Here is a 15,833-nt window from a genome sequence, read left to right as displayed (position 1 = left end):
TCGACCAGTTGATTGACGTTCGACCCATAGGCCCCTTCGGCATTCGAAAAGACTCGCAAGGCGGCGGTTTCCAGATCACAGCCGATCTTCTCGGCATAGGCCAGCGCATGGGCGCGGATGAAGTTTTGCTCAACCGGTTCCTCCGCCGTCGCCGCCTTCAGGGCGGCCTCGGCCAGAAGCTTGGTCTGCAAGGGCAACAGGTCGCGGAAAATGCCCGACAAGGTCATGATCACGTCAATCCGCGGGCGGCCCAATTGCTCCAACGCAATAAGGTCCGCCCCACAAAGCCGACCAAAGCTGTCAAACCGCGGCTCGGCCCCGATCAGGGACAGGGCTTGCGCCAAGGGTGCGCCATCGGACTTGATGTTGTCAGACCCCCACAGCACCAGCGCCACGCTACGCGGCAGGGTTTTATGTGTGGCCAACAAAAGCTGCGCCTGTTTTGTCCCCTCACGGCACGCAAAGGCGGTGGGCATGCGGAAGGGGTCAAACGCATGAATGTTGCGCCCGGTGGGCAGAATTTCTGGTGAGCGGATCAGATCACCGCCAGCGACCGGCGGCGTAAAGCGCCCCTCCAATGCACAAAGAAGCGCCGGAATTTCGCTGTCGGTTTGTAAATGCGCATCTGCCCGCGCCCGAGCATCGGGGTCTGCCTCGCCCATCAGGTCCAGATACCTGGCGCGCGCATCGGCCGCCATTGGCCGCCCCAGGACATGCAGGCCCTCAGGGATCAGCGCATCTTCGGTTTCCAACAGGCTCAGCCAAAGCGCCTCGGGCGCATGCCCGCCCAGATCGGCGGCCTCGGCCTGTTCTGCGATCAACGCTTCCAATTCGCCGCGATCGGCGGCCTCCGGTGCCATCTCGCGCCAGCGCGTCAGGCTATCTTTCAACTCGGCCAAGGCTTTGTACAAACCAGAGGTGGCCAGTGGCGGGGTCAAGTGGCTGATCGTTACCGCCCCCGACCGACGCTTGGCCAGGGTCGCCTCGGACGGGTTGTTCGACGCATAAAGATAGACATTCGGCATATCGCCAATCAACCGATCCGGCCAGCATGTGGCCCCCGGTCCAGCCTGCTTGCCGGGCATAAACTCCAAGGCCCCATGCATCCCGAAGTGCAAAAGGACATCGGCTTTGAACGCATTGCGCAACCAATGGTAAAACTGCGCAAAAGCATGGGTCGGCGCAAATCCACGCTCGAACAGCAGGCGCATGGGATCGCCTTCATAGCCAAAGGCCGGTTGCAGCCCGACGAAAACCTTGCCGAATTGAGCGCCCAGCACGAAAACGCCGCGCCCGTCCGATTGCACGCGCCCCGGCGCAGCCCCCCATTGCGCCTCGATCTCGTTCAGCCATGGCGTGTTGCGCACGATGTCATCGGCCCCAACATGGGCGGCGACATTGGCTTCCTGGCCATATTGTTGCGCTGTCCCCTCAAGCACCGCCGCGCGAAGGGCATCAACACTCTCGGGCGGCGTCAGGTCATAGCCACGCGACGCCATGGCGTGCAGCGTGTTGTAAAGCGAACTGAAAACATCCAAGTACGCTGCTGTGCCCGCCGCCCCGGCATTGGGCGGAAACCCGAACAGAACGATGCCGACGCGGCGCTCTGCCACCTTAGCGCGGTGCAAGGCGGCCTGCCGTGCGACGCGCGCGGCCAAGACCTCCACTCGTTCGGGACAGGGGGCCATCGCCTTTACGGTGGATGTTGTTGGACAGGCGCGCGCGCAGCCTGTGCAGCCTTCCGATCCATGACGCCCGGCAAAAACCGTGGGTGTCGTGGCCCCGTCAAGCTCGGGCAAGGCGATTAGCATTGTCGTTTCGATCGGCCCAAGGCCCTGCGTTGAATTGGCCCATTGGTCCAGCGTTTGAAATTCCAGCGGATGCGCGGCCACATAAGGCACATCCAGCGTGCTCAGGATCTTGATCGCCTCGTCATTGTCATTATACGCCGGGCCACCGACAAGGCTGAACCCGGTCAAAGACAAAAGCGTGTCAATCTTCGTGCCTTTCTCATCGCGGAAGAAACTGTTGATCGCGGGGCGGGCATCCAACCCCCCGGCAAAGGCTGGCAGCACCTTGAGGCCCTGCGCCTCCAGCGCGCGGATCACCGCATCATAATGTGCTGTATCCCCCGACAGCACATAACTGCGCATCATCAAAAGGCCGACGGTCCCTGTCGGGGCCTCGGGCGTGGGTAGGTCGGCGGGGTCGGTGGTGATCCGATCCGCAAGGTCTGGGTGATAAAGGCCGGTTTCGGGATACTCTAACGGGGCCGGGGCCCACACGCCGCGCCAATCCTCGCGGTGGCAATAGCGCGAAATCAAAAACCGCACCATCGCCTCGATGTTATCGTCCGACGCCCCCAGCCAATATTGCATCACCAAGAACCAAGCACGCAGGTCCTGCGCCTTGCCCGGGATCAGCTTTAGGATGCGTGGCAAGCGGCGCAGCATACGCATCTTGCGCGCGCCATCGTCCGTCTTGGCGGGACCCGCGCCACCCGATTTGCCAGCCCCGCGCAGCTTTTTCAAAAGCTTGCGGGTGCCGCTTTCGGGGGTGGCCATGTTCAGCGTTCCCATGCGGGTGCATTTGACGATTTGCGCGTCGGCGATGATCCCGGCCATAGCGTCGCAATGATCGCGGCGCGCCTCAAGGTCCGGCAGAATGGCGTTGATATGTTCCTCAAGAAACAAAAGGTTCGCGATGACGATATCGGCGCTGGCAATCGCCGCGCGTGCCCGGCCCAAGGCCGCGTCACATTCCCCCCATTCGGCGGCGGCGTGAACGCTGAGCTCCAGACCCGGAAAATCCCCGGCCATACGCTCGGCCACCCGTGCACAGGGGCCTGCCGCGTGGCTGTCCAGTGTCAGGACCACCACCCGATAGGGCTCAGGACCCGGTTTTATGAAAGCATCATCGCGCATAATAAGCCTTGGCCTCGTAAAGTGTGTCGATGCTGATCTCGCCAAGCCCGTGTTCGCTGGCGAAAGCCTCGGTATTGCGCTTGGCCTTGCCGCGCACAAAGAACGGGATCTTTCTCAACTCGCGTTCAGCCGCGTCGAGCCAGATGACCTCACCTGTCTTCTCTTGTTCCGAAATATCCTCGGGGGGAGTTCCGGCTTGTCCGGAACGGGGGGCAGACAGCCCCCCTGCATCGCGCGCCACATGCGCACCGCCATGGTGGCTGGCGCCGGCATCATCGTGAAACTCGAAATCTTCGCGGAACATGGTCAACAGATGCTCTTCCAGTCCCATGACCAGCGGATGCACCCATGTGTCGAAAATCACATTCGCGCCTTCGATGCCCATCTGTGGGCTGTAGCGGGCGGGGAAATCTTGCACATGCACAGGCGACGAGATGACGGCGCAGGGGATGCCCAACCGCTTGCCGATGTGTCGCTCCATCTGGGTGCCAAGGATTAACTCTGGCGCGGCCTCGGCAATCGCCGCTTCCACGTCGAGGTGATCGTCGGAAATCAGGGCCTCAAGCCCATATTCCTTGGCCAAGGCCCGCACCGGACGGGCCATTTCGCGGTTGTAGCAGCCAAGGCGCACAACCTCGAAACCCATCTCGTCCCGGGCGATGCGCGCCGCCGTGATGACATGTGTGCCGTCACCGAAGATGAACACGCGCTTGCCGGTCAGATAAGTGGAATCGACGCTCGCCGAATACCACGGCAGGCGCAGGCGGCTGTCGTCCAGCTTGGCCGCAAGACCGGTGATCTTGGCCACTTCGGCCACGAAATCGCGCGTCGCTCCCACGCCGATAGGCACGGTTTTGGTAAAGGGCAGGCCGAGGTCCCGCTCCATCCAGCGGCAGGCCGCCTCGCCGGTTTCGGGGTACATCAGCACATTGAAGTGGGCCGCGCCCAGCCGGGTCAGATCCTCGGGCGTGGCCCCATAGGGCGCGCAGACATTCACCGCGATCCCCATATGGTTCAAAAGCGCGGTCACTTCGGTGATGTCGTCACGGTGCCGGAACCCAAGCGCGGTGGGGCCAATAAGATTGGCGGTCACCTGTTCGGTCCGCTCCATTGGTTGCGCCAAGCGACGGACGAGCTGAAACAGGGTTTCATCCGCCCCGAAGTTCTCCTTGCGCTGGTAGCTGGGCAACTCAAGCGGGATGATGGGGATGGGCATGCCCATGGTCTCGGCCATGCCGCCGGGATCATCCTGAATCAGCTCCGCGGTGCAGGAGGCGCCGACAATCATGGCCTGCGGCTGAAACCGCTCATAGGCTGCTTCGCAGGCGGTCTTGAACAGGTTTGCTGTGTCGCTGCCCAGATCGCGGGCCTGGAATGTTGTGTAGGTCACCGGCGGGCGGTGGTTGCGCCGTTCGATCATGGTGAACAGAAGATCGGCATAGGTATCGCCCTGCGGCGCATGCAGCACATAGTGCAGCCCCTTCATCGCCGTGGCGACGCGCAGCGCCCCAACATGCGGCGGGCCTTCGTATGTCCAAACCGAAAGCTTCATTCTTCCGCCTCCAATTTCAGAAGGTCATGGCGGCGGATTGGCCGGGCGAAGAGACTGGCCAGATCACCGGCCTGTTCGTAGAAATGCACCGGGGTAAAGACCAACTCGATCGCCCACTTGGTGCACAGGCCCTCGGCCTCCAAGGGGTTGGCAAGGCCAAGCCCGCACACCGTCAGGTCGGGCTCCGCCGCGCGGCAGCGGTCCAATTGCATCTCAACATCTTGGCCTTCCGAAATCACCGGCCCCTCGGCCAGCAAATCCAGATCGGGACCAACAAGGGCCTTGTGGATGTAAGGTGCGCCAACTTCCACGGCCTGCATGCCGCATTCACGGGTCAGGAACCGCGCCAGTGGAATTTCCATCTGGCTGTCGGGGAAAAAGAAAAGCGATTTGCCTGAAAGGGTCTCGGCGGCCTTGGCCAAGGCCTTTCGGGCGCGTGCGCGGGGCGCGTCTATCACGGCATCAACATGCGCCTGATCAATGCCGAAATCCCGCGCAACGGCGCGAAGCCACGCCGTGGTGCCTTCCTCGCCGAACGGGAACGGTGCAGGGATGTGACGCGCCCCGCGTCTTTCCAAGGCGGCATGGGTGCCCCCCAGGAAAGCCTGCGTCAGGGCAAAGCTGGTGTTTGGCCCGACGGAAACTTCGGTATCTGCATGGCGGGCGGGCAAGACAGTGACCTTTTCGACCCCGATTTGCGCCAAAAGGTCCAGCGCCTGGTCCTCGGCCACGTCCGGCAATGCGCCGACAACCATCAACTGGCGCGCGTCGCTCTCGAGCAGGGTGGGCACCATCGCCGCAAGGCAGGCGTCTTCGCCCTCGGTAAAGGTGGTCTCAATCCCCGATCCGGAATAGTTCAGCACCCGCACGCGCGGCGCATGTTTCGCGCTCAGGCGTTCGGCCGCGCGCGCCAGATCCAGTTTGATAACCTCGGACGGGCAACTGCCAACCAAGAAAAGCTGCCGAATATCACCGCGGCGCGCCAAAAGCCGGTCGACCTCGCGGTCAAGCTCGTCATGGGCATCGGCCAGACCCGCAAGATCGCTTTCCTCTAGAATCGCGGTGCCAAAGCGCGGTTCAGCAAAAATCATGACACCGGCGGCACTTTGAAGAAGATGCGCACATGTTCGGCTTCCGACCACTAGAAAAAACGCATCCTGCATCTTTCGATGCAACCAGATGATTCCAGTCAGGCCACAGAAAACCTCGTGCTGGCCGCGTTCCTTAAGAATCGGTGCGTTCCGGCATCCCATGGTCGGGGGTAGGGGTGTGTGGCGGGTCATACCGTGGCCTCGGCCTGCAAACGCGCGGCACGCAGTTTCAGCAGGAATTGCCCGGCGTTGACGACGTAAGCCGCATAGGCCAACAGTGCCAAAAGCATCAGGGAAACAGGCTCCAACGCGCTGCTAAACAGCGCCCAGACATAGGCGGTGTGCAACCCGATCACCGCAAAGCTAAATACATCCTCCCAAAAGAACGCCGGGGCGAAAAGGTACTGACCGAAAACGACTTTTTCCCAAATCGCCCCGGTCACCATGATCAGGTACAAGACCCCTGTCTTGATCAGGATGGACCATGTAGCGGCCTCATAGCCGGTGCCGGTCCAAAGGTAGCGCAGCACAAGGATCAAAGAGATCAAGAAGACCACGAATTGTAGCGGGGCGAGGATGCCTTGCACCAAGGTCCAGTGGCTAGAGTCCCTCCGCGCACGCTGCGCAGCGGTATAAAGCGCAGCCGGCTGGGTCGTGTTATGAGCGCTGGGCGTCATTGGTCCCTCAAATGCCGGTGTCTGGTCTCTAAATGCTAGGGCTTTGAAGGGGAAAGTGTCAATTATAATTTACACATTGCGATTATCGTAATGTCTACAAAAATTGTCGCTTTGACCAATTCGAAGGGTCCTGTGCGCAGAAATCGTTTAATCAATGAAAATCTGAAATATTCTGGCTCTAAATTAGCGGGCGATCCCAGTGCCTTGACCCGTTTTAAATGCGTTTCATGTCAATAAAAATTGACATTTGACCTGGCGACAAGCAGACTTAAACCTATCAGAGCAGAGTGTTCATTGTCGCAGTTCGCGATTTTTCAGTGCGGCCACAGGAGCAGCGCATGGGAGACGAAAAAGAGAATAACGGCTCTGGGATAGGTCAAAAGGGTGATCCTGCAATCAGGTTTTTGGTTGAATCCGCCCTGCGATCGGTTCTGTCTAAGTCCCAATCGGAAAACCCGCGCACGCGGGAGGAGTGGGTCGTGCATCTGGCCGAGGCCATGATTTCCGAGTCCGAAACCAGCCACCACGCCGCGCTCTCGGCGCTTATGGCGTCGGGCGTACCATCGGAGGAGGTGTTTCAAAAGTACATCCCCGCCGTCGCCCGTTTCCTCGGGGAAATGTGGGTCAGCGACAAGGCCAGCTTTGTCGATGTAACGGTCGGCGCCGCGCGCTTGCAGGCCTTGTTTCGTAACAAAGCCGAGCCGGGCGAGGTTGGGTGGCTTAGCCGTAGTATCCCGCTTGGGCAGTCGGTTTTGATGATCGTGCCCGACTTTGAAGATCACTCGCTTGGGGCGTTTGTTGCGGCCGATCAGTTCCGCCGACATGGCTTGTGGGTTCATATGGCCATCAGCCTGACGAATGAAGAAATTGCCGCCATGGTTGAATCAAGCGGGTTTTCTCTGCTTGGCGTAACCGCGGCAACGGCGAATTCGGTTGAAAAGTCGCGAAAACTAGTTGAATACCTCAAATCTAAAGTCGAATATTGTCCACCAATTGCGATCGGGGGCCTGGGCGTGGAAAACCCGCGTGAGGTCGAAAAGATTACCGGCGCGGAATATGCTGTGCGCACTGTGCGTGAGGCGGTGGAGCGAGCAGGGCTATCATCTGTCGCTGGAACAGCGATGATTGATGCTTGAAAACCCAAACCTTCGGTTTGGCGTATCGAGGTATAGTTGTGACGAGACAAGGAAGGACATCTGAACGAATGCGCGCCGGGGGATTGCCCGACGTCGGGTCCGTAGGCGACGTCCTGGAGCAATCCTCGGATATCTCGGTCTATCTTGATGCTGACAGCACGGTGCAAGGCATCTCGGTCAATCCTGAAAGTGCATCGCTCGGATGTCTTGACCACTGGGTCGGGCGCTCGTTCAAGGATTTTCTGACATCGGAAAGCGTCGCGAAGTTTGCACAACGCCTGACAGATTTGGCGAAATCCACCGAGGGCGTGGTGCGGGCCATCGAGCTCAACCACATGGACAATGCCAAGTGGGAATTTCCAGTGCGGTACACCCTGCACCGCATTGATGATGACGGTGGGCTTTTGCTCATCGGCCGTGACATGCAGCCCCTGGCGGAAGTACAGCAGCGCCTCGTGCAGGAACAGCTGGCCCGCGAGCGTGATCAGCAGCTTCTCCGAAGCGAAAAGACGCTCTTCCGCGTGGTTCTGGAAGAGTCTGAGACACCGATTATAATTGTCGACCCTGAAAAGGCCCGCATTCACGAAATCAATTCTGCTGCCGCTGCACTACTTGGCAGCAAATCCGACACTCTTGAGGGCAACTTGTTCCCGCAAAGTTTCGAGGGCCGGCGTCGCGGAGAATTCATGGATGCCTTGCAGGCCGCAGCCAACTCCGAGTCCGCGCGCAGCGTTGAAGTGGTTTCGCGCCGCAATGGTCGGGTTCTAAGCCTGCGGCCAAAATATTTTCGCGCTGCCGGAGAGTTAATGCTGCTTTGCGTGCTTGAGCCCACAGATGATAGTGATATCGCCGGGCCCGAATTCGCACAGTCCTTGGTTTCGCTTTATGCCGCCTCGACCGACGCCATCGTTTTGATTGATGGCAAGGGGTTTGTCCGTGAAGCGAACGAAGCCTTCCTTGTGATGGTCGATGCGATGCAGCTGCGTGATGTGCAGGATCAATCGCTGTCCGAATTCCTGATGCGTGGTTCTGTTGATCTCAAACTGTTGCTGGAAAGCGCTGCCAAGAAGGGGCGGGTCCGCCACTACTCGGCGCAACTCAAAAGCGGTGTGGGCACGCGAACGCCGGTGGATATCTCCATTTCCAGTTTCCGCCAACGGGGTGGGGAACTAGCCTTTGGCCTGATTGTTCGTGATACCTCCTCCATCCAACTTCCTGATGTGGAGGACAAAAACGTCATGGTCAGCGAAGAGGCCATGCGCAATGTCATGGATCTGGTGGGCACCGCCTCGCTCAAGGATCTGGTTTCGGCCACATCGGACGTGGTTGAAAAAATGTGCATCGAAACCGCCGTTCAGATGACCAACAATAACCGTGTTGCCGCCGCCGAGATGCTGGGCCTCTCGCGGCAAAGCCTGTATGTCAAATTGCGCAAGTACGGCCTTTTGGAAGCCGCAAAAGACGATTGATCGGCGCCTTTCATCGCACCTGTGGCAAACAAACCTCTTTCAAAATTGCCAAGTGTATAGTTTAATTGACACTATGAGTGTCACTTATGACATACACGCCGCGCGTCGTGTCCCGCGCCCGCGCGCCATGCTCACCCTGATCAAGCCGATCACATGGTTCCCACCGATATGGGCTTACCTTTGTGGGGTGATCGCCTCGGGCGTGCCGCTCGGTTCGGCACCTTGGGCTGTGCTGACGGGGATGGTGCTGGCCGGTCCCGTTGTCTGCGGGATGAGCCAAGCCGCCAACGATTGGTGCGACCGGCATGTCGATGCCATCAATGAACCGCAACGCCCTATCCCCTCAGGGTCAATTCCAGGCCGGTGGGGCCTCTGGATCGCCCTCGCCATGAGCGCACTGGCCCTCGCCTTGGGCGCCACCCTCGGGCCTTGGGGGTTCGGGGCCACCGTTTTCGGGGTGCTGGCCGCTTGGGCCTATTCGGCCGAACCTGTGCGCCTGAAGAAATCGGGCATCTGGGGGCCGGGCCTTGTTGGTCTGTGCTACGAGGGCCTGCCGTGGTTCACCGGCGTTGCCGTCCTCTCCGCAGGAGCGCCGCCGATGCCAGCGGTCATCGTGGCGCTGCTTTATGCACTTGGCGCGCATGGCATCATGACCCTCAATGATTTCAAAGCGCTGGAAGGCGACCGCCAAACCGGGGTCAATTCCCTACCTGTCACCCTTGGCCCCGACCGCGCGGCGCGGGTGGCCTGCTGGGTCATGGGCCTGCCGCAACTGGCGGTGATCGCGCTCTTGCTGTCTTGGGGCCGCCCCTATCACGCGCTCGCCATCACCGCGCTTCTGGCAGCACAAATTTGGGCGATGCGCGTCTTGCTGACAGATCCGAAAGGTCGCGCGCCGTGGTATAACGCCACCGGTGTCACCCTTTACGTCAGTGGCATGATGGTTGCCGCCTTCGCCCTGCGCACATTGGGAGGGATGCCATGACCCTGAATTGGCTGTCGATCGTTCGTCTGGGCCTCGTGCAAATGGCACTTGGGGCCGTTGTCGTACTGACCACCTCAACCCTCAACCGCCTCATGGTTGTGGAATTGGCCTTGCCCGCCATCCTGCCCGGTACACTTGTGGCGCTGCATTACGGCATTCAGATCACTCGTCCCAACTGGGGCTTTCTGTCGGATGCAGGTGGGCATCGCACCCGATGGATCATCGGCGGCATGGCGGCGCTGGCCCTTGGGGCCTATGGCGCAGCGCATGGTGTCGTGCTGTTCGAAACGTCTTTTGCGGCGGGCCTGACCTTGTCGATCTTGGCCTATGCGCTGATTGGGGTCGGTGTCGGGGCCTCGGGCACATCGCTTCTGGCTTTGCTGGCCACGGCCACCGCACCGCGCCGCCGTGCAGCGGCGGCCACGATCACTTGGCTGATGATGATCGCGGGCATTGCGATCACCGCTGGAACCGTGGGCGCATTTCTTGATCCCTATGGCCCGCAACTCCTTCTCAAGATCGTAGGTGTTGTTTGCACCGGCGCGGTGGTGGTCACCACCTTGGCCGTCTGGGGCATTGAGCGCGGCGTCAAAGCCGCCCCGCGCGAAAGCAGCGACACCCGCTTTATCGAGGGCCTGCGCGAGGTCTGGGCCGAACCCGCCGCGCGTAATTTCACCATCTTCGTCTTTTTGTCGATGACCGCCTATTTCATGCAGGAACTCATCCTCGAACCCTATGCCGGTTTGGTCTTTGGCTTTACGCCTGGTCAATCCACATCACTCAGCGGCGCACAGAACGGCGGGGTTTTCCTTGGCATGCTGACAGTTGGCATTGCCGCGACGGGCCTGCGCATAGGATCTTTGCGGCACTGGGTCGTCGCGGGCTGCCTTGGCTCTGCCGGTAGCCTGACGGTGATTACCCTCTTGGGGCAAATGGGGCTGTCTGGCGCGCTGGTTGGCGCGGTGGTGGGCCTTGGATTTTTCAACGGCATGTTCGCGGTTGCCGCTATCGGCTCCATGATGGCGCTAGCGGGTGAAGGGCGCGGCGCGCGCGAAGGCACGCGCATGGGCCTTTGGGGCGCGGCACAGGCCATCGCCGCCGGGTTTGGCGGCCTTGTCGGGGCCGCCGCCGTTGATGTGATGCGTGTCGTGCTGGGGCAGGATGCCCCGGCCTTTGGCGCGGTTTTCGTGGCCGAAGCAGCGCTTTTCGTGCTGGCGGCTCTCATGGCCATGCGAGTGATTGAACACCGCCAAGGCCGCAATGCAGCTATCGTTCCGGGGGAATAAACCATGGCAGAATATGACGTCGTTGTCGTGGGTGGCGGGCCCTCAGGGGCCACCGCCGCCGAAGATCTGGCCCGCTCAGGTCACAAGGTGGCTCTTCTGGACCGGGCCGGGCGGATCAAGCCCTGTGGCGGGGCCATCCCGCCGCGCCTGATCGCTGATTTCGATATCCCCGAGTCTCTGTTGGTGGCCAAGATCACCACCGCGCGAATGATCTCGCCCACAGGTCGCCGGGTCGATATCCCGATTGAAAACGGCTTTGTCGGCATGGTGGACCGCGAAGACTTCGACGAATTCCTGCGTGAGCGCGCAGCCGGGGCCGGTGCCGTTCGCGCGACAGGCACCTATCTTCGGATCGATCGGGATGAAGGCGGACCCACCGTTGTCTACCGCGATAAGGCCAGCGGCAATGAATGCCGCCTTTCGTGCAAGCTGGTGATCGGCGCGGATGGCGCGCGCTCCAACGTGGCGCGTGATGAAGTTCCAGGCGGTGATACGATTCCCTACGTCGTCGCCTACCACGAGATTATCGAGGCTCCGGGCCCTGTCGGGGACTATCACCCCGACCGCTGTGATGTGGTCTACGATGGTCGTATCTCGCCCGATTTCTACGGCTGGGTCTTTCCGCATGGTCAAAAGGCCAGTGTCGGTATGGGCTCTCTTGTGCGCGAGGTGGACTTGAAAAAGGCCACCGCCGATTTGCGGCAGGCCAGCGGCCTTGCCGATTGCCCGACCTTGCGCCGCGAAGGCGCGCCGATACCGCTCAAGCCCTTGGACCGCTGGGACAATGGCAAAGACGTTGTGCTGGCTGGTGATGCCGCCGGTGTTGTGGCCCCCAGTTCAGGAGAGGGCATCTATTATGCCATGGCGGGCGGGCGCGTGGCGGCCACGGCGGCGGCGGCTTGTCTGACCTCGGGGCGCGTTCTCAACCTGCGCCTTGCCCGACAGCTTTTCATGCGCGAGCACAAAACCGTGTTTCGCGTGCTCGCCTCGATGCAAGGCGCCTACTACAAGTCAGACGAACGGCGTGAGAGGTTCGTGTCGCTTTGCCATGACATTGATGTGCAGCGCCTGACCTTCGAGGCCTACATGAACAAGAAGCTGGTGCGCGCCCGCCCGATGGCGCATCTCAAGATCGGTTTGAAGAACCTCGCGCATCTCACACGGCTTGTTCCGGCGGAATTCACATGACGGATATTGCACCGACGGAATACCGACAAAATACCGACATGATACCGACATGGGTTGGCGGCGATCTTGTGGCGGTCGAAAAACTCCGGGTGCACCGCGAAGGATTGCGGCACAAGGCGGTCTCGGTTTTCGTCATATGCGGCGATGACATGCTGATTCAGCGTCGCGCGATGGGCAAGTATCACACGCCCGGCTTGTGGGCGAATGCCTGTTGCACACACCCCCATTGGGGAGAAGCGCCCAAGGTTTGCGCCGCCCGTCGTCTGGCGGAAGAGATCGGGCTGCAAGGCTTGCCTCTGTCCTACCGTCAACAGGTCGAATACCGCGCCGATGTGGGGGATGGGCTGATCGAACACGAGGTTGTCGATATTTTCGTCGCCCGCGTTCGCGCGCGTATTCCGGTTGCTCCCAACCCCGATGAGGTGATGCAGGTGCAGTGGATTTCCATGGCGGATCTGGCGCGGCTTATCGCCCAAAAACCCAAGAATTACACGCCTTGGCTGCGAATCTACCTTGAGGACCATGCCCAGCAGATTTTTGCATGATTTTCGAAGTGAAGACGGTGGCTGACATTGATACATGTCAAGTTAAGTTGACATAATTTGTGTCAGGCTAAGGCGTCCAAAGGAGGCCCCATGCGACTCGTCCTGATTCACCCGAACTACCATTCCGGCGGCGCTGAGATAGCTGGGAACTGGCCGCCAGCTTGGGTGGCCTACCTCGCCGGCCCGCTCAAGGCCGCCGGGTATACCGACATCCATTTCATTGATGCGATGACCCATCACATCGGTGAGGCAGAGCTGCATGCCCGCATCGCTGCGCTGAAGCCCGACATCGTTGGCGCCACCTCAATCACACCCTCGATATACAAGGCTGAACGCGCACTGGAAATTGCCCGGGCCGCTGCACCGGATGCTGTGACGGTACTTGGTGGAGTCCACGCGACCTTCATGTACAAGCAGGTCCTCTCCGAAGCGCCGCATATCGACGCCATCGTGCGTGGCGAGGGCGAGGAGGTTTTCCTTGATTTCGTCCGCGCGGTCGAGGACGGCCGCTGGCATAGCGACCGCAAGTCGATCAAGGGCATCGCCTATACCGAAGGCACCGAGATTATTGCCACTCCGGCCGCGCCCACGGTCAAGGATCTCGACGGCATAAAACCAGACTGGTCGATCCTCGACTGGGAGAAATACATCTACATACCCCTCAACACCCGGCTGGCCATTCCCAGCCTGGCGCGGGGCTGTCCCTTCACCTGCTCCTTCTGCTCGCAATGGAAGTTCTGGCGTGACTATCGTGTCCGCGACCCGCAAAAGGTGGTCGATGAGATCGAGGACTTAGTGAATAATCATGGCGTCGGTTTCTTCATCCTCGCTGACGAGGAACCCACCATCAACAAGAAAAAGTTCACCGAATTTTGCGAGGAACTGATCCGCCGCGGTCTGCCAGAGCGCGTGAAATGGGGCATCAACACGCGCGTCACGGACATTCAACGCGACAAGGATATGCTTGGACTCTGGCGCGAAGCGGGGCTGGTGCATATCAGCCTTGGCACGGAAGCAGCCGCGCAAATGAAACTGGATCGGTTCAATAAGGAAACGAAGGTCGAAGAGAACAAGGAAGCCATTCGACTGTTGCGCGAGGCAGATATTTTCACCGAGGCGCAGTTCATCGTCGGTCTGGAGAACGAGACCGAGGAAACGCTGGAGGAGACCTATCGCTTTGCCCGCGACTGGAACCCTGATCTTGCCAACTGGACGATGTATACCCCATGGCCGTTCACACCGCTGTTTCAGGAACTGCGCGACAAGGTCGAGGTGTTCGACTTCGAGAAATACAATTTTGTGACCCCTATCATGAAGCCAGAAGCCATGGATCGCGCGACCTTGCTGGACAGGGTCATGCACAATTACCGCCGGTTCTACATGATCAAGGCGCTGTTCCACTATCCCTGGCGCGGAAGGGGCTTCCGACGGAAATATCTTTTGGGCTGTTTGCGGGCCTTCGCCAAGGCGGGCTTCGCGCGGACCTTCTATGACCTTGGAAAGGTGGGCTATTGGGGCCCGCAGTCCAAGGGTAAGGTGGACTTTCAATTCGACGACAGCCGCCGGATAGCCGAGGCGCAAATGGCCGATTGGGAGGCAATGGCCGATCGCAAAGCGAAGGCTGCCGAGCGCAAGGCCAGTGTTCGAGCCCAAGTAAAAGCCGAGAAAAAACGCATCGCGGCATTACAGCCCGACGCAAAAGCCGGCCGCGACGCGATCAAAAATTGGAACCACAAACACCTGCGGAATAGGACATGACCCATACCAGAGGCATCGACCTTGTCGGTCCGAATGCCGTCTTGCAAAGCATCGAAGCCTTGTATTCCTTATGTGGTCACGAGGCCACCCGCCGTATTGTGACCAAAGCAGGCCTCAGGCGCTTTCTGGAGTCTCCCCCCAAAAACATGGTGCCAGCCCGCGATGCTGCGTGCTTGCACACTGCGATCGCACGCGAACTACCGACGACCCTCGCCTCAAATGTCGCGCGGCAGGCCGGACGCAAAACCGGCGAATACATCTTGGCCCACCGCATACCGCACTCGGCCCAATGGGTCCTGCGGGCGTTGCCGGCCCGTTTTTCAGGTCCGCTGCTGCTCAGGGCAATTTGCCAACACTCCTGGACCTTTGCGGGCGATGCGTTTGTCTCTTACCAGATCACCAACCCGATGACCCTGTCGATCCAAGACAATCCCCTTGCGATAGACGGCTGCACTTGGCATCGCACCGTATTGGAGACGCTATTTCGTCGCTTGGTGAGCCAAAGAACGGTGGTTGATCATCCCGCATGTTGCGCCCATCGCGGCCGGAAATGCCGCTTCATTTTGCACCAACTCGGCCAAATCGGCGCTTAAAACCCAATGTCTTGAGCGGGTTGTGCGCATTGCGTTTCAGCTTCCAAAGGGATTCGATCTGTAATGCCCTGTCGTCATGCCAGGTATCGACGAGGCCTTAGGTGAGCAACGGCGCGCCACATGTAATGGGTCTCGCCGTTGATTTTTACGAAAACCTTGTCGAGGTGCCACTGGTAGTTCGAATAAGAACGTATCCGCTGGATCTTGGCCTTACGGATCTCAAAGGCGAAAAGCCGGCCAACCCGCATCCACCAAAATCGGACGGATTCATGGCTGACGTCGATGCCGCGCTCGTGTAGAAGATCTTCGACATTGCGCAGACAAAGCGGAAAGGCGCTGCAGCGACCGTTGCCAGACGGATCTATTGTAAGAGATCAGCGAGGATGATGGTTGCCTACGGTGTCCTGTCAGCCATGCGGGACCTTTCGGTCGTATACTCAAGGTGCAGCGCGGTTTACAGTCAGACGCAAGATTGTGCAGTGAACTACCGTTGTTACGCTGTAGCGGCAGCGCCTACCGGAGTGACGTGACCGGCCCAAAGCCGTCTTCCACCCACCACGCCGATGCCGCGCCGCAGCTTGACCAAACCGGCCATTCATCCATGGCGCAGCATTTTCAAAGGATGATGG

The 15,833-nt window shown here is 60.0% G+C and carries 12 protein-coding genes and 1 pseudogene; 8 read left to right on the top strand and 5 right to left on the bottom strand.

Annotated elements, in window-relative coordinates; all coding sequences use genetic code 11:
* From QZ498_RS16215 to bchF, 4 genes are all read right to left on the bottom strand, one after another.
* The coding region (locus QZ498_RS16215) for a magnesium chelatase subunit H (RefSeq protein WP_294624127.1) at nucleotides 1-2,924 on the bottom strand (2,924 nt) is incomplete at its 3' end.
* The gene (bchB, locus tag QZ498_RS16210; protein WP_294624126.1) at nucleotides 2,914-4,476 is read right to left on the bottom strand and encodes a ferredoxin:protochlorophyllide reductase (ATP-dependent) subunit B; all 1,563 of its coding nucleotides are present in this window, start codon (nucleotides 4,474-4,476) and stop codon (nucleotides 2,914-2,916) included. The genes bchB and QZ498_RS16215, both read right to left, overlap by 11 nt.
* The gene (locus QZ498_RS16205; RefSeq protein ID WP_294624124.1) at nucleotides 4,473-5,759 is read right to left on the bottom strand and encodes a ferredoxin:protochlorophyllide reductase (ATP-dependent) subunit N; all 1,287 of its coding nucleotides are present in this window, start codon (nucleotides 5,757-5,759) and stop codon (nucleotides 4,473-4,475) included. Before QZ498_RS16205 ends, bchB begins: the two co-directional genes overlap by 4 nt.
* Nucleotides 5,756-6,244 (bottom strand): 2-vinyl bacteriochlorophyllide hydratase, encoded by a 489-nt coding sequence (gene bchF, locus QZ498_RS16200; RefSeq protein ID WP_294624122.1) that lies wholly within the window; start codon nucleotides 6,242-6,244, stop codon nucleotides 5,756-5,758. Before bchF ends, QZ498_RS16205 begins: the two co-directional genes overlap by 4 nt.
* A 287-nt stretch (nucleotides 6,245-6,531) precedes the next feature.
* Between bchF and QZ498_RS16195 the strand changes: the two genes are divergently transcribed.
* The 8 genes from QZ498_RS16195 (at nucleotide 6,532) to bchJ (ending at nucleotide 15,204) form a co-directional block, all read left to right on the top strand.
* A complete protein-coding gene (locus QZ498_RS16195) occupies nucleotides 6,532-7,380 on the top strand; it encodes a hypothetical protein (protein ID WP_294624120.1) in 849 nt (282 codons plus the stop codon).
* 68 nt (nucleotides 7,381-7,448) lie between these two features.
* Complete coding sequence (gene ppsR / locus QZ498_RS16190; RefSeq protein WP_294624118.1) at nucleotides 7,449-8,849, top strand: transcriptional regulator PpsR; 1,401 nt, start codon at nucleotides 7,449-7,451, stop codon at nucleotides 8,847-8,849.
* 73 nt (nucleotides 8,850-8,922) lie between these two features.
* Nucleotides 8,923-9,834 (top strand): chlorophyll synthase ChlG, encoded by a 912-nt coding sequence (chlG, locus tag QZ498_RS16185; RefSeq protein WP_294624116.1) that lies wholly within the window; start codon nucleotides 8,923-8,925, stop codon nucleotides 9,832-9,834.
* Nucleotides 9,831-11,120 carry a BCD family MFS transporter gene (locus tag QZ498_RS16180; RefSeq protein WP_294624114.1) on the top strand — a complete coding sequence of 430 codons (1,290 nt, stop codon included), beginning with the start codon at nucleotides 9,831-9,833 and terminating at the stop codon, nucleotides 11,118-11,120. Before chlG ends, QZ498_RS16180 begins: the two co-directional genes overlap by 4 nt.
* A gap of 3 nt (nucleotides 11,121-11,123) precedes the next feature.
* Complete coding sequence (locus QZ498_RS16175) at nucleotides 11,124-12,308, top strand: geranylgeranyl diphosphate reductase (RefSeq protein ID WP_294624112.1); 1,185 nt, start codon at nucleotides 11,124-11,126, stop codon at nucleotides 12,306-12,308.
* Nucleotides 12,305-12,853 carry an isopentenyl-diphosphate Delta-isomerase gene (gene idi / locus QZ498_RS16170; protein ID WP_294624110.1) on the top strand — a complete coding sequence of 183 codons (549 nt, stop codon included), beginning with the start codon at nucleotides 12,305-12,307 and terminating at the stop codon, nucleotides 12,851-12,853. Before QZ498_RS16175 ends, idi begins: the two co-directional genes overlap by 4 nt.
* A gap of 90 nt (nucleotides 12,854-12,943) precedes the next feature.
* A complete protein-coding gene (gene bchE / locus QZ498_RS16165) occupies nucleotides 12,944-14,611 on the top strand; it encodes a magnesium-protoporphyrin IX monomethyl ester anaerobic oxidative cyclase (protein WP_294624108.1) in 1,668 nt (555 codons plus the stop codon).
* Nucleotides 14,608-15,204, top strand: a complete 597-nt coding sequence (gene bchJ / locus QZ498_RS16160) for a bacteriochlorophyll 4-vinyl reductase (RefSeq protein WP_294624106.1) — start codon at nucleotides 14,608-14,610, stop codon at nucleotides 15,202-15,204. Before bchE ends, bchJ begins: the two co-directional genes overlap by 4 nt.
* A gap of 101 nt (nucleotides 15,205-15,305) precedes the next feature.
* Here bchJ and QZ498_RS16155 read toward each other — a convergent pair.
* A pseudogene (locus tag QZ498_RS16155) lies at nucleotides 15,306-15,565 on the bottom strand (IS6 family transposase); the annotation flags it as partial.
* Nucleotides 15,566-15,833 lie beyond the last annotated feature (268 nt).

The organism is uncultured Roseovarius sp. (genome assembly GCF_913057115.1).
In the GTDB taxonomy this organism is placed as follows: Bacteria; Pseudomonadota; Alphaproteobacteria; order Rhodobacterales; family Rhodobacteraceae; genus Roseovarius.
The sequence above is the reverse complement of the archived record's forward strand: the minus strand, read 5'-3'. Positions and strand labels throughout refer to the sequence as shown.